At 68.1% G+C, this 13,679-nt stretch carries 8 protein-coding genes; 2 read left to right on the top strand and 6 right to left on the bottom strand.

Annotated elements, in window-relative coordinates; all coding sequences use genetic code 11:
* Window positions 1-90: 90 nt before the first annotated feature.
* From HY57_RS07320 to HY57_RS07300, 5 genes are all read right to left on the bottom strand, one after another.
* Entirely contained in the window at window positions 91-627 is a 537-nt protein-coding gene (locus HY57_RS07320; protein ID WP_019466383.1) for a tetratricopeptide repeat protein, read from the bottom strand.
* The gene (mrcB, locus tag HY57_RS07315; protein WP_430536850.1) at window positions 627-2,939 is read right to left on the bottom strand and encodes a penicillin-binding protein 1B; all 2,313 of its coding nucleotides are present in this window, start codon (window positions 2,937-2,939) and stop codon (window positions 627-629) included. The genes HY57_RS07320 and mrcB overlap by 1 nt, the downstream gene beginning before the upstream one ends.
* Before the next feature lie 219 nt (window positions 2,940-3,158).
* Window positions 3,159-4,004 carry an SDR family oxidoreductase gene (locus tag HY57_RS07310; RefSeq protein WP_019466380.1) on the bottom strand — a complete coding sequence of 282 codons (846 nt, stop codon included), beginning with the start codon at window positions 4,002-4,004 and terminating at the stop codon, window positions 3,159-3,161.
* A 10-nt stretch (window positions 4,005-4,014) separates the two neighbouring features.
* Window positions 4,015-5,754: a hypothetical protein gene (locus tag HY57_RS07305; protein ID WP_019466379.1), complete on the bottom strand. Its 1,740-nt coding sequence runs from the start codon at window positions 5,752-5,754 to the stop codon at window positions 4,015-4,017.
* Between the two features lie 77 nt (window positions 5,755-5,831).
* On the bottom strand, window positions 5,832-7,967 hold the full coding sequence (locus tag HY57_RS07300; RefSeq protein ID WP_019466378.1) for a RelA/SpoT family protein: 2,136 nt from the start codon (window positions 7,965-7,967) through the stop codon (window positions 5,832-5,834).
* A 143-nt stretch (window positions 7,968-8,110) separates the two neighbouring features.
* Between HY57_RS07300 and HY57_RS07295 the strand changes: the two genes are divergently transcribed.
* Window positions 8,111-8,587, top strand: a complete 477-nt coding sequence (locus HY57_RS07295; protein ID WP_019466377.1) for a hypothetical protein — start codon at window positions 8,111-8,113, stop codon at window positions 8,585-8,587.
* A gap of 117 nt (window positions 8,588-8,704) precedes the next feature.
* Here HY57_RS07295 and hrpA read toward each other — a convergent pair whose 3' ends face one another.
* Entirely contained in the window at window positions 8,705-12,742 is a 4,038-nt protein-coding gene (gene hrpA / locus HY57_RS07290; protein WP_019466376.1) for an ATP-dependent RNA helicase HrpA, read from the bottom strand.
* A gap of 239 nt (window positions 12,743-12,981) precedes the next feature.
* Here hrpA and HY57_RS07285 point away from each other — a divergent pair, with 239 nt between their 5' ends.
* On the top strand, window positions 12,982-13,449 hold the full coding sequence (locus HY57_RS07285) for a Dps family protein (protein ID WP_019466375.1): 468 nt from the start codon (window positions 12,982-12,984) through the stop codon (window positions 13,447-13,449).
* Window positions 13,450-13,679 lie beyond the last annotated feature (230 nt).

The following is a 13,679-nucleotide window of genomic DNA, read 5'->3' as shown; positions in this document are numbered from 1 at the left end:
CGCACCCTGTGCGCGACTGCACGATCACGATGTGGCTCGTCGCGGCCCCGGTCGCGCACAGGGTGCGCTCCCACAGGGAAACGCCGAGGCTCAGTAACGCTGCATGCCTTCCTTATGGCACTCGGCCACGCCCTTGCCCGCCGTCGCGGCACCGGCATCGTCGCCGGCGTGCTGGCGCAGCACGGCGATGGTCTGCCAGTTGCGCGCACACAAGGGCCCCAGCTTGGGGCCCAGTTCCCACGAGCGGTGCGCAAACTTCTCGGCGCTGGCGTAATCCTTCAGGCGAATCGCGAGCTCGGCGCGGTCCTGCAGCAGGTCCGGCGAGTCCGGGCTGAGCTTCAGCGCCTGGTCGAGCTTGGTGGCCGCTTCACTGTACTTGCCGACGCGCAGGTCGCCTTCGGCCGCGTCCTGCAGCGCCGCCACGCCGGGATCGCGCAGCGGGTTCACGTCGATCACGGATTTTTCCTTGTCGCCCGCCGCATGGATGCTCGTCAGCATCTGGTCGTCGGACACCGAGGGGCGCGTCGCCTGCGAGGGCGCCGCGGGCTGGGTGCACGCCGCGAGCAGCAGCACGGCGAGCGATGCGGGAAGGGCGGAAAGGCGGAGGGTGCGACGAAGCATGATCATTACCGGATGGGGGCGGTGGCCGCTGGCGCGGGGGAGGCGTCACCGCTGAAGAAATTGCCGACACGCTGCCAGAAGCAGCCCTCGGCGTCCTGCGACAGTGTACCGGCCACGACGGGCACCTGACGCGCTCCTTCGCAGCCCGGCTCCGAGCGTTTGCCATCGGCCGTGTTGATCCACGCCATTTCCAGCCCATCGCCCGGCGCAGCAGGCAGCGGCCGCGTGGGCAGCTTCTTGAACAGCTCCTGCCATGCGCGCAGGCTGCCGGTGGCGCCGTACAGGCCGCTCGGCTTGTTGTCGTCACGGCCCATCCAGAACAACGCCAGATGGTCGCCGGTGAAGCCGGCGAACCAGCTGTCGCGCATGTCGTTGCTGGTGCCGGTCTTGCCCGCGGCATTGAGGTAGGCCAGGCCGGAGTTGCCGATCGATGCGGCCGTACCCGAGCGGGCCACCTGCTGCATGGCCCAGGTCACCAGGCGCACCGCCGGCTGGTATTCGCCGGGACCCGTCTTCACCTCGTAGCGCTTGATGGTCTGCCCGCGCGCATCCACCACGCCGCGCACGGCCAGCAGCGGCAGCGCGTGACCATCGGCAGCGATGTACTGGTAGAGCTGCGCCGCCTGCAACGGGGCCATGTCCACCGCGCCGATCAACAGCGACGGGCTAGGGTTCACGCCGGTGAGGCCGAACGATTCAAGGAACGCCTTGATGCGTGGCACGCCGATGTTCATGCCCAGGTTGATGGTGGCGAGGTTCCACGAGTGCACCAGCGCATCGACCATGGGCACGGCGCCATGCACGTCGCCCTCGTCATTCTTCGGCGTCCAGAAACTGCCATCGGACTGACGCAGGCTGATCGGCGAATCCTCCACCGGACTGGCCAGGTTCCAGCGCTCCGGATTGGTCAGCGCTACGAGGTACACCAGCGGCTTCACCAGCGAGCCGATCTGGCGGCGCGCATCGAGTGCGCGATTGAAGCCCTGGTCGCCCGGCACCTTGCTGCCGACGATGGCGAGCACCGCGCCGGTCTGCGCTTCCGTCACCACGGCGGCGGCCTGGGCGGCCTCGCCGCGCTTGCCCAGCGCGTTGGTCGTGGTGGTGATCGCCTGCTCCGCGTAGACCTGCGCAGCCGGATCGAGCGTGGTGAAAATGCTCAGGTTGCCCTTGGAAAGGGTTTCGTCGTCGAAGTCGTTGGTGATCTGTACGCGCACCAGATCCATGAAGGCCGGGAAGCGGTTATGCGGCAACTGGCCGTTGGTGACGATGCCCAACGGCGTCGCCTTGTAGCCGTTGGCCTGCTCCGCCGAAACCAGGCCGGTCTCCGCGAACTGGTCCAGCACCAGGTTGCGTCGTGACAGCGCGCGCTCCGGATAGCGGCGCGGGTCGTAATAGCTCGGGCCCTTCACCATGCCGATCAGCAGGGCCATTTCCTGCGGCTTGAGGTCTTCCACGCGGCGGCCGAAGTAGAACTCCGACGCGGCGGCAAAACCGTGCACCGCCTGGCCGCCCTGCTGGCCGAGGAACACTTCGTTGACGTAGGCCTCGAGGATGCGGCTCTTGTCGTAGTGCGCCTCGATCAGGATCGACATCAGCGCTTCGTTGAACTTGCGCGAGTAGTGCTGCTCGCGGTCGAGGAACAGATTGCGCACCAGCTGCTGCGTGAGCGTGGAACCGCCCTGCACCGTGTGCCCGGCGCGCAGATTGGCGAACGAGGCGCGGATGATCGCCGTGATGTCGATGCCGAAGTGATGCTTGAAGTCGCGGTCTTCCACCGCCTGCAGGCCGGACAGCAACAGCGGCGGCACGTCGGTCAGGCGCACGATGCGGCGCTCTTCCTGCTGCGAGCCGTATACGGTGGCGATGCGCGCGGGGTCCAGGTGAGCCAGCTCCATCGGCTTGCCGGTGCCCAGGTCTTTCAGGCTGGCGACCTGCCCCTTGCCCAGCGCCATGCGGATGCGCTTGGGCAGCTCGCCACCGTCCGGCCCGGCGTAGCCACGCGAGGAAATGGTGTAGGTGCTGCCTTCCTTGGTCCAGGTGCCGGCCACGTCGGCGCGACCATCGTTGCTGTAACCGGCAAAGGTCAGCTCAAGTTCCAGTGCTCCCGGCGTCATCGGCGTACCGACGGACAACGGCAAGGGCCGCGCGTAGACGCGCGTGGGCACGGCGAACACCAGGTCGTTGAAACGGTCCTGCACGCGTTTGTTCAACACCAGCGTGTAGGGCAGCACAAAGCCGAACAGCAGTCCCATGCAGACCCAGAACGGAATGCGGATCCAGGGCCAGACGGCACTGAAGATCGAGCGGAGACGGGTCAAGAAGTCCAAGTGGGGGGGAATCCTGAACAGGAAGAGGCCCGGGGATCATAGGGCCTGCTTCCCGGCGGGCATCTGAACGCCGGGCAGAGGTTGTGGCATGGATCGGGCACCGCCCGGGCGTGCCGAGGGCGGCTCTACTGTAGGAGCGCACGTGTGCGCGACCGCAGAGCCCGGCTGTTCGGAAGCCCCGGCGGACGACGGTCGCGCACACGTGCGCTCCTACAAGGGCGGTTGCGGGATCCAGCAGGTGGCGTCGGGCCGGAACGGCCGGGGCGACACGCCAAGCAGGCGCTGCAGCTCGCTGTTGTCGGCAATCAGGTCCGCCTCCAGCCGCGTCAGCGGCCCCCGCAGACGCGGGACGGCATGGCGCGCGAGGCGCAGCAGCGCTGCCGGAATCGGCACGGGCAGGGTCGGCGTGGCCAGGCTGCGGCGCACGCGCGCGAACATCTCACCTGCCGTGAGCCGCTCGCCGCCGCCCAGCGGCAGGATGCGACCCGCCGCCTCCGGCTGATCGAGCGCGGCCACCACGGCGGCGGCGATATCGTCCGCATGCACAGGCTGGCGCAATCCGCGCCCCGCCGGCAGCGGGAACACGTGCAGGCGGCTGGCACGCTGCGCGATGGGGGTAAGGCTCTTGTCGATGCCGGCGCCGTAGATGATGGTGGGCCGGAAGATGGTCCACGGCAGGTCATGCGCATCGCAGGCAGCCGCCACCGTGGCTTCGCCATCGCGCAGCATCTGCGACAACGCGCGCTCGGCCGCCACCTCGGATGCCTGCTTGGATTCGGCACTCATCGAACTGGTGGCGATGACACGCGTGGACGCGGGCAACCGGGCCGACGCCAGCCACTCGCCGAAGGGCTTGAGCGGGCCAAAGCTGATCACCGCCGAGGGCTGCTCCACGGCAGGAATGGCCCCGGGCAGTTCGCCCTGCAGCCACTGGACACCCGCCTGGGCGGGCCGCAGCTTGCGGCTCAATGCGGTGACCGGCGCCCCGCGCGCGCGCAGGCGGGGCAGCAGGAAATGGCCAATCTGACTGCTGGCCCCGAACACCACGATGGTCATGCCACGGCCCTCAACCGCCCGACTGCAGGCGCGCCATCAGCGTCGCCAGACGCGGATTGCCGGGTGACAGCTTGCGCGCGCTGTCCAGCGATTGCGCCGCACCGGCGCGATCGCCGCTCTGCAATTGCTGTTCCGCCTGGTCCATCCACGCACCGGCCAATCGCTGGCGCAGCACGCCCTGGTTGGTATTGCCCGGCGACAAGTCGGACAGATCGGCCAGGCGGTTGCCCGCCGCCGGAAGGTTCCCGCTGGCGAGCGCCTGGTTGAACTGGGTGATGGCCAGCGCCGGCAACAATTCCAGGCCTTGTCGTGCCACCGGATTGTTGCCATCCATGGCCAGCGCCTGCCGGTAGAGATCGTAGGCGCTGTCGCCCGGCGGCAGCATCAGGTTGCCCTGGTGCGCGGCGGTGTCGGCGCGCTGGATGATGCGCCCCAGCTCCGCGCTCTGCTGCGGCGTGAGCGGCGGGTGCTGCATCTCTTCGCTGTTGTCCGCGGCGGCTTCGCTGGCCACATCGCCGGCAACATCCTTGGCTACCTGCGAGGCATTGGACCTGTGCTCCTCGCCAAGACGCGCGCGCGCCGCAGCGAGATCCGCCGAATGCGGCGCAAGAGCGGCCGCCTGTTCGATCAGTTCGCGGGCATGCGTGCTGTCGCCATGGTCCAGCGCCGCATTGGCCTGCACGATTAGGGCCTGCGCTACCTGTCCCATGCCCGCCTTGGCATCCGCATTGTCGGGATCGATCGCCAGCGCCGCCTTGAAATGAGCCTGCGCCGTGTCATCACCCTGGCCGCTGACGCGGCCGTCGCGCAGAGCATCCTGGCCCTGCTTGATGGCATCGGCGAGCGCGTTGTTGCCCTGCTCGTTGACCTGCACCAGCGCGGCGCGCAAGGCCGGCAGTTCGGCGTAGTTGGGCAGCAGCACGGCGATGCGATCCACCAGCGCGGAAGCTGTCGCGCGGTCGCCGGCATCCAGTGCCTTGTGCACCTGCACGGCGAGCGCGTCGCCGACCTTGTCCAGGCCGTGCTTGGCGACCGCATTGTTGGGATCGGCCGCCAGCACGCGGCGATACAGGTCGCCCGCGCCACCGTCGCCATCGAGCTTGCCGGCGTCGAAGGCCTGCTGGGCCTGCTCGATCAGGTGATCCGTCGGCACGACGCCGTTGCGGGCGGCTGCCAGTGCCTGGGTCAGGCGATCGACGTCACTGCCACCACCCAGCAATTCGCGGGCAGCGGTGAGTGCCTGGCTGGCTTCGTCGAGTTTGTGGGCCTGCAGGGCGGCATCGGCGCGGGCGATCTCGGCCTGCCCGACGTTGCGCAGGCCATCGCGTGCACGGTCGTTGTCGGGCTGCAGCGCACGCGCCGCCTCGAACAACTCACGCGCACTGCTGCCATCGGTGCCGTCCAGATGCCCCTGCTGCAGGGCCGTTTCGGCGCGCCCGAGGATGCCGTCCAGTTCGGTGTTGGGCACCAGGCCGCGCAACTTGTCCTGACCGATCCACACCGACGTGCCCACGCCGATGACCACCAGCAGCACGAGCGGAATCAGCCAGCCACGGCGCCGATACCCGCGCTCGGGTGGTGGCGGCGGCGCGGGCCGGACCATGTCTGGGTCGATCGAGAACTTGGGCAGGCCGTCGTCTTCCCTCTTCCCGGGCTTGGGCTCCTTGCCGTCCAGGTTGTCGAGGTCGCCAAGGGTGGGCTCGGTGCGGCCGGCCGACCCGCGGTCGTTCTGGTCTTTGCGTCCGTTCATGGGCTCACGAGGGTGGGGTCTAACGGTGTCAGCTTAACATCGCGCCGGCTCGCCACCCGGGCCGGGCCGCACGGTGTTCAGCCACCGCTGACGCGACGCGCGTCGACCACGTTGGGCAGCGCCACCAACCGGCTGAGCAGGCCGGACAGTTCCTCGAAGTCACGCACGCGCAGGGTGAAACGCATCTCCACCTCGCCCGTCTGCGCGAATACCCGGCTGGACGAGGCGATGATGTGGATGCTCATGTTGCTGATCAGGCTGGTGACATCCTTCTGCAAGCCCTTGCGGTCGTAGCCGCGCAGTTCGATGTCCACCTCGTAGGCGCGCGCGGCGGCCTTGCCCCACTCCACCTCGATCACGCGGTCCGGGTCGCGGCGGGCCAGTCGCGCCAGGCTGGGACAATCGGCGCGGTGCACGGACACGCCACGGCCGCGCGTGACGAAACCGCGCACCGGGTCGCCCGGCAGCGGCTGGCAGCAACGCGCGAGCGTGGTGAGCAGGTTGCCGACACCTTCGATGCTGAGCGCGCTGTGGTCGCGCACGGCCTGCCGCGCGTGCGCGGCAGCCGAGGGTGGTGCGGGCAGGGGCGCAGGTGCCGCCGCTTCCTGCAGCACGCGGGCGATCTGGCCGGGAGCGACTTCGCCCAAAGCCAGCGCGACGAGCAGCTCGTCATGGGTCTTGAGGTGGAAATGCGCCGGCAACTTGCCGATGTCCGCCGCCGGCAGCGCAAGCCGCTTGATCTCCTTCTCGAAGATGGCACGGCCCGCCGCGAGATTGGCGTCATGGGCAATGCGGCGGAACCACGTGCGTACCTTTTCCTTCGCGCGCGAGGTGTGCAGGTAACCGTGGTGCGGCGACAACCAGTCGCGGCTGGGTTCGGCCACCTTGCCGGTGAGCACTTCCACCCGGTCGCCGCTGGACGGCTGGAAGGTCAGCGGCACGATGCGTCCATTGACCTTGGCGCCCCGGCACCGGTGGCCCACTTCCGTATGCACGTGGTAGGCGAAGTCCAGCACGGTGGCCCCGTGCGGCAGGTCCACCACTTCGCCCTTGGGCGTCAGCACGTAGACGCGGTCTTCGAGCAATTCGGTCTGCAGCTCGGCGGCAAGATCGCCTTCACTGTCGGGACGCGGCTCCAGCAGGCGGCGCATCCAGGCGATCTTCGCCTCGAACTCGCTGTCGCCGGCGCCGCCTTCCTTGTAGCGCCAGTGCGCGGCCACGCCCAATTCGTTGATGCGGTGCATCTCGTGCGTGCGGATCTGCACTTCCAGCGTCTTGCCGCGCGGGCCGATCACCGCGGTGTGCAGCGAGCGATAGTCATTGCCCTTGGGGCGTGCGATGTAATCGTCGAACTCACCCGGCAGGTGCGGCCACAGCGTATGCACCACGCCCAGCGCGGCATAGCAGTCGCCGATGGAATCGACCAGCACGCGTATGGCGCGGATGTCGTAGAGATCGGAGAACTCCAGCGCCTTGCGCTGCATCTTCTTCCAGATCGAATAGATGTGCTTGGGCCGGCCAGCCAGATCCGCGCGGATGCCCGCCGCTTCCAGCGCGCCGTGCAGCGTGGCCAGCGACTCGCGGATGAAATCCTCGCGATCCACGCGACGTTCGTCGAGCAGGCGCGCGATGCGCTTGTAGGTGTCCGGCTGCAGGTAGCGGAAGCTGAGGTCCTCCAGCTCCCACTTCAGTTGCCAGATGCCCAGCCGGTTGGCGAGCGGCGCATGGATGTCCCGCGTCAGGCGGGCGAGCGGCTGGCGCTCGCTGTCAGGCAGGGTGCTCGCGGCACGCATGTGCGCCAGCTGCCGCGCGAGCAGGATGAACACCACGCGCAGGTCGCGGATGATCGCCAGCAACAGGCGGCGCAACCCCTCCGCCCCGCTGTCGGCACCGTGCTGGGCATGCAGCGCCCAGACGCGCTCCGCCGCCACCTGTCCACCGACCAGCCGCTGCAGCTCCTGCGGAAGATGCGGCTCGCGCAGCGCCCATGACGCCGGATCGATCCGCGACACCTCGAACCACAAGGCGGCCGCCTGGGTCTGTGCGTCGCAGCCGAGCATGGCCAGCAGATCCAGCACGTCGACGCACTCGGACTGGTTCATCGGCAACAACGCGCACGCATCGAGCGCCTCGCCCAGCACGGGCGACACGCTGCCGGCGCGTTCGCGCCACTCGGCCAGACCCGAGCTTGCGTTGAGGGCGGCTTGAACCATGCCGCTATTCTAGGGCGTATTGACTCCGGGGCGTATTGAGCGCGAATGGCGGGCTTTTCCCCGGCCGCGCATGAACACGCGGTTCATGCCGTGTATGCTGCGCCGGCGACGTTTTATTCCCTGGTACCCGAGAGGATTGCCCCATGCGCCTGGCCCGCCTGCTGCCGTTGTTGTTGAGTGTCGTCGTTGCCCTCCCCACGGCGGCTTTCGCCGCCGACAAGTACGTACCGCTGCAGCAGCGCATGACACCGGCGGAGTTCAAGGCGGCGGGCCTGGACAAGCTGTCCCCGGACGAGCTCAAGAACCTCGACAACTGGCTGGGCGGCCACGGCAAGGTCGTCACCAAGATGGTCGACGAAAGCGGCAAGCCGGTGTTCTATCCCAGCGGCGAGAAGGCTGGTCCGGTGCAGGCCCACGTGCAGGGCCGCTTCAATGGCTTCAATGGCCATGGCCAGTTCACGCTGGACAACGGCCAGGTGTGGCAGCAGGCGGACAGCACCAGTTTCGCCTGCGCGTCTGACGACAACCCGAAGGTGACCATCCGCCGCTCGCTGATGGGCAACTGGATGATGGCGGTGGATGGCTGCAACGACACGACGTCGGTCAAGCGCATCAAGTAAGGCGCGCCGTTGTCTGTTCGGCGGTGGGAGCGCACCCTGTGCGCGATTCGTGAGTACCGGGGTGTTCCCCGTCGCGCACAGCGTGCGCTCCCACAGCAAAGATAAAGCGCGCGACGATCAGGAAAGGTTTTCCAGCGCGCGCGTGAGTCGTTTGGCGGACACCGGCTCCGGCGTCTTCAATTCCTGCGCGAACAGCGACACACGCCATTCTTCGATCAGCCAGCGCAGCTCGTCCAAGCCGTCCGTACCCGCGGCACGATGCTTGAGGTAGTCGCGCCAGAACGGCAGCACCTGCAATAACCGCTGCTGGTCCTTGGCCGGATCCTGCCGCAGGCGTTCCGCCCGCAAACGCATGGCCTTCAGGTAGCGCGGATAATGCGCCAGCCGCGCGGTCGGCAACTCACGCAGGAAGCCCGGCGCGAGCAGCGCATCAAGCTGTTCGCGCAGGTCGTCGTAGCTCGCGCGGGCAAAGCCCATCAGCGGCGGTTGCAGCCACGGCTTCAGGTCGGCCTGGGCTTCGATGATGGGTTCGGCCAGTTTCAGGCGCTCCACGGCGGCGCCAAACAGCTCGCGCACCGCCTGCGTGTGCAGGGCCTCGAAGCTGCCAGCGGTGCGCACATCCAGCGAGTAACGCGCCAGCAGGTCCTGGAAACCACCTTCCACCAGATCCTCGCGCAGGCCGTCCACGCCACCCAGCGGTGCGTACTTCAAGGCCAGTGGATTGCCCACGGGCATACGCCGGCGTGCCTGCTTCATGTCGCTGGCGAGCGCGTTGCGCAGCAGGCGTACCACGCCCTGCACATGGGCCTCGCGCGCCTCGTCGCTGCGTTCGAACACGCGCAGCGCCACCGCGTCACCCAGGTCGACCAGTGCAGGGAAAGCCAGCAGCCCGCCGGCAGAGCGCACCTGGGCAGGGATCTCCTCGAAATCCCAGCTGGCGATGTTCTCGCGGGTCAGTTCGATATCGGTCTTGCGCGAGAACGCCTCGCGCGCCTGCCCTTCCCATTGCGCCCGCATGGCCGCAAGGTCGCGACCGGTGGCCAGCGTCTTGCCGTTTTCGTCGTGCAGGCGGTAGCGCATGCGGAAATGCGCGGGCAATGCCACCGCATCGAACTCGGCGGCGGATATATCCACGCCGGTGGCGCGCTTGAGGAAAGCGGCCAGCGCCTTCGTCAACGATTCGTCGCGCGGTGCCTCGGCCTCGACGAAGGCTCGCGCGAAATCCGGTGCGGGAACGAAGTTGCGGCGCAATGCTTTCGGCAATCCGCGGATCAGCTCCGCCACCTTCTCCACCAGCAAGCCGGGCACCAGCCATTCGCAGCGTGCCGAGGGCAGCGCATTCAACATGGCGAGCGGCAGGTGCAAGGTGACGCCGTCGGCGTCGTCACCCGGTACGAAGCGATACTCGAGTCGGTACTTCTGCGGTGGCACTTCCAGCGACGCCGGAAAAGCCTTGGGGTCGAGCCCCGCGCCGCCGCTCATCACGTCGTCGAGCGACCAGCGCAGCGCAGCCTGCTCGGCGGGTCGCGCCTTGCGGTACCACGCATCGAGCGCACGGCTGTCCGCGATGTCCTGCGGCAGCTTGCCCTCGAAAAAGCCGACCAGCTCGTCCTCGCTGCGCAGCAGGCCCTCGCGGCGCTGCTTGGCCTCGATGCCCCGCGCGTCTTCCAGCACGCGCTGGTTCGCGCGCACGAAGTCGGCGCGCGTATCGATATCGCAGCGCGCCAGGGCTTCGCGCAGGAAGATCTCGTGCGCCAACACCGGGTCCTGTTTCTGGAACGTGACCGGGCGACGCTCGACCAGCGTGAGTCCGAACAGGCTCACCTGCTCGTAGGCCACCACGTGCCCGCGCTTGCGCGACCAGTGCGCGTCGCGGCAGGACGAACGCAGCAGATGCGCGGCCTGTTGCTCGATCCACAGCGGCTCCACGCGGGCGCACATCATGCCCCACACGCGTCCACCGACATCGAGGATCTGCGCGGCGAAGATCCAATTGGGCGGCACCTTGGACAACGCCGAACCGGGGAATACCTGGAAGCGGCGCTCGCGTGTGCTGCGATAGACGCCCTTCTCGTCCTTGTGGCCTACCTGCGTGGGCAGGCCGGCGAGCAGGCTGCGATGGATGGCTTCGTACTGCTTCGCCGCCTCGTCGTCTGCCCCACCTCGCTCCTCGGAGGTGCGCAACGAAGGATCAGACGGACCCGGCCGTCCTTGTTTCTTCTCCACCTTGGCAGCAGGTACCTTGGCGGCAGGGCGCGAGTTAGCCCCTTGTTCGCGCTGGGTCGGGGGGGACGGACCGGTATCCAGCTTCCACCCCAGCTCCTGCACCACCAGCAGCAACTGACGATGCAGTTCGCGCCATTCACGCATGCGCATGAAACTGAGGAAGTGACGCGAGCACCAGTCGCGCAGCTTCGACTGCGTCAAATCCTCGTGCGCCTTGCCGTAGTCGCGCCAAAGATTCAACACGCCGACGAAATCGGATTTCGGATCGGCGAACGCCGCGTGTGCGGCATCCGCCTGCTGGCGGGCATCGGCCGGGCGCTCGCGCGGATCCTGGATGCTCAGGAACGACACGATGGCGAGCAGTTCGCGCAGGCTGTGCAGCTGCTGCGCCTCCACCAGCATGCGGGCCAGCTGCACGTCGATGGGCAGGCGGGCCACGGTGCGACCGATCGCAGTCAGGCGCCGCGCATCGTCGATGGCGGAAATCTCGGCGAGGCGGCGATAACCATCGGCCACCACGCGCGGATCGGGCGCTTCAAGGAACGGGAACTCGTCGACCTCGCCCAGCTGCAGCGACAGCATGCGCAGGATGACGTTGGCCAGCGACGAGCGCAGCAGTTCCGGGTCGGTGTAGGCGGCGCGGCTCTCGAAGTCCGCCTCGTCATACAGGCGATAGCAGATGCCCGGGCCGACGCGGCCGCAGCGCCCCTTGCGCTGGTCGGCGGCGGCCTTCGAGACCGGCTCGACATGCAAGCGCTCGAGCTGGCTGCGCTGGCTGTAGCGCTTGACGCGGGCCTGCCCGGAATCGATGACGTAGCGGATGCGCGGCACCGTGAGCGAGGTTTCCGCCACATTGGTGGCCAGCACCACGCGACGCTTCGGCCCCGGCTTGAACACGCGATCCTGGTCGCCGGCCGAAAGGCGCGCGTACAGCGGCAACACCTCGGTTTCGCGGTACTGGCGGCGGGACAACAGCAGATGCGCGTCGCGGATCTCGCGTTCGCCGGGCAGGAAGATCAGCACGTCGCCGCGCGGATCGTCGTGGGTGATTTCATCCAGCACCGCGGCCACGTGGTCGGCACTGCCCTGCTGCAGGTCCCCGGCCCGCTGGCCTCGCCTTGCGGCCACCTCGTCGACGGAGCGCCAGCGCACCTCCACCGGATAGGTGCGCCCTTCCACCGACACAATGGGTGCATCGCCGAAATGCTCGGCGAAACGTCCGGTATCGATGGTGGCGGAGGTCACGATGATCTTCAGCGACGGACGCTTGGCCGCCAGCCGCTTGAGGTAGCCCAGCAGAAAGTCGATGTTGAGGCTGCGCTCGTGCGCCTCGTCGATGATGATGGTGTCGTACGCGCCCAGCCACGGATCGCCCTGCGTCTCGGCGAGCAGGATGCCGTCGGTCATGAACTTGACCAGGGTGCGCTCGGACACCTGGTCGTTGAAGCGCACCTGGAAGCCGACCTGGTCGCCCAGCGGCGTCGCCAGCTCTTCGGCCACGCGGCGCGCCACGGAGCGGGCGGCCAGGCGGCGCGGCTGGGTGCAGCCGATCATGCCCGCCTCGCCACGGCCCGCGGCCAGGCACAGCTTGGGCAGCTGGGTGGTCTTGCCCGAGCCGGTTTCGCCGGCAATCACCACCACCTGGTGCTTGCGGATCAGTTCGACGATTTCATCGGCGCGCGCCGTGATGGGCAGCGATTCATCGAGGCGGATCGCCGGCTTGGCGTCGGCACGCGCCTTGCGCTTCGCCGCGGAGGCGTCGATATCGGCGCTCAGCGCGGCCAGCTTCTTCTCGTCGAAACGGCGCGTGAGTTCACGCCACCGGCCAAGCAGGCGGCCATAGTCGCGGCTGGAGACGTCGTCGAGCGCCTGGCGCAACGGACGCAGTCGCACGTCGGGGGAGGCGGCGTTGGAGGCAGTCGGGGTCATCGGACCGCACATGATAGCCGGTGCCGGGCGTGGCAAGCGCGGTCCGGCCGCCGGGACGCCAGACGGCCTGTCGCCGCGCGAGGGACGGTGCCGGGGCGAACGGACCACGTTCAAAAAGCCCGCGCCGACGTGCGATAGCCACGGGCTATCGCCGACATCGGAAGGATTCATTTCCCCGCATCGCGCCCGCTGCCTAAGCTGGCTGCCAGTTCCGTCCCCACGCATACAAGGAGCACGTCATGGCCATTTCCATCGGCATCGCCACCAAGGACCGCGAACAGATCGGCGAACACCTGTCCCGGCTGCTCGCCGACACGTACTCGCTTTACCTGAAGACCCACAGCTTCCACTGGAACATCACGGGCCCGCATTTCAACAGCCTGCACACCATGTTCGAGACCCAGTACAACGAACTGTGGCTGGCCGCCGACGAGGTCGCCGAGCGCATCCGCGCACTGGACGTGTTCGCCCCGGGCTCCTACAGCCAGTTTGGCAAGCTCACCGCCATCCGGGAGGAGCCAGGCGTCCCCGACTGGAAGGACATGGTCGGCCAGTTGGTCGAAGGCCATGAAATGGCCGCCCATACCTCCCGCCAGGCCATCAAGGTGGCCGACAGCGCCGGCGACGAGGGCACCGTGGACATGGTCACGGGCCGCCTGAAGGAGCACGAGAAGACCGCCTGGATGCTGCGCTCCCTGCTCAAATAGACACCGGCGTCGGCCCGGCCCGTGCCCCCCCGGCGGCCCTGCCCGGCCCGTGCCGGGCGTGTTCAGGCCGGGGCGGCATCGGCCGGCGCGCTCACGGCGTTTGAACAACCGCATTTCTACGGTACCCGGTCCGTCCAAGGCCTGACCTCGGGCTGACCATGTATTGCCGTCTTTATTGAGCGAAAAGCGCTCCATGGTTAAGCTCAGCGGGCTTTTCGGCCTCGTGTGAG

This window comes from Dyella japonica A8 (assembly GCF_000725385.1).
Lineage (GTDB): Bacteria > Pseudomonadota > Gammaproteobacteria > Xanthomonadales > Rhodanobacteraceae > Dyella > Dyella japonica_C.
The sequence above is the reverse complement of the archived record's forward strand: the minus strand, read 5'-3'. Positions and strand labels throughout refer to the sequence as shown.

Bases quoted from the DNA above. Each gene is read 5' to 3' on its own strand.
- HY57_RS07320 (WP_019466383.1), bottom strand. From the start codon at position 627: ATGATCATGCTTCGTCGCACCCTCCGCCTTTCCGCCCTTCCCGCATCG.
- HY57_RS07310 (WP_019466380.1), bottom strand. From the start codon at position 4,004: ATGACCATCGTGGTGTTCGGGGCCAGCAGTCAGATTGGCCATTTCCTG.
- HY57_RS07305 (WP_019466379.1), bottom strand. From the start codon at position 5,754: ATGAACGGACGCAAAGACCAGAACGACCGCGGGTCGGCCGGCCGCACC.
- HY57_RS07300 (WP_019466378.1), bottom strand. From the start codon at position 7,967: ATGGTTCAAGCCGCCCTCAACGCAAGCTCGGGTCTGGCCGAGTGGCGC.
- HY57_RS07295 (WP_019466377.1), top strand. From the start codon at position 8,111: ATGCGCCTGGCCCGCCTGCTGCCGTTGTTGTTGAGTGTCGTCGTTGCC.
- hrpA (WP_019466376.1), bottom strand. From the start codon at position 12,742: ATGACCCCGACTGCCTCCAACGCCGCCTCCCCCGACGTGCGACTGCGT.
- HY57_RS07285 (WP_019466375.1), top strand. From the start codon at position 12,982: ATGGCCATTTCCATCGGCATCGCCACCAAGGACCGCGAACAGATCGGC.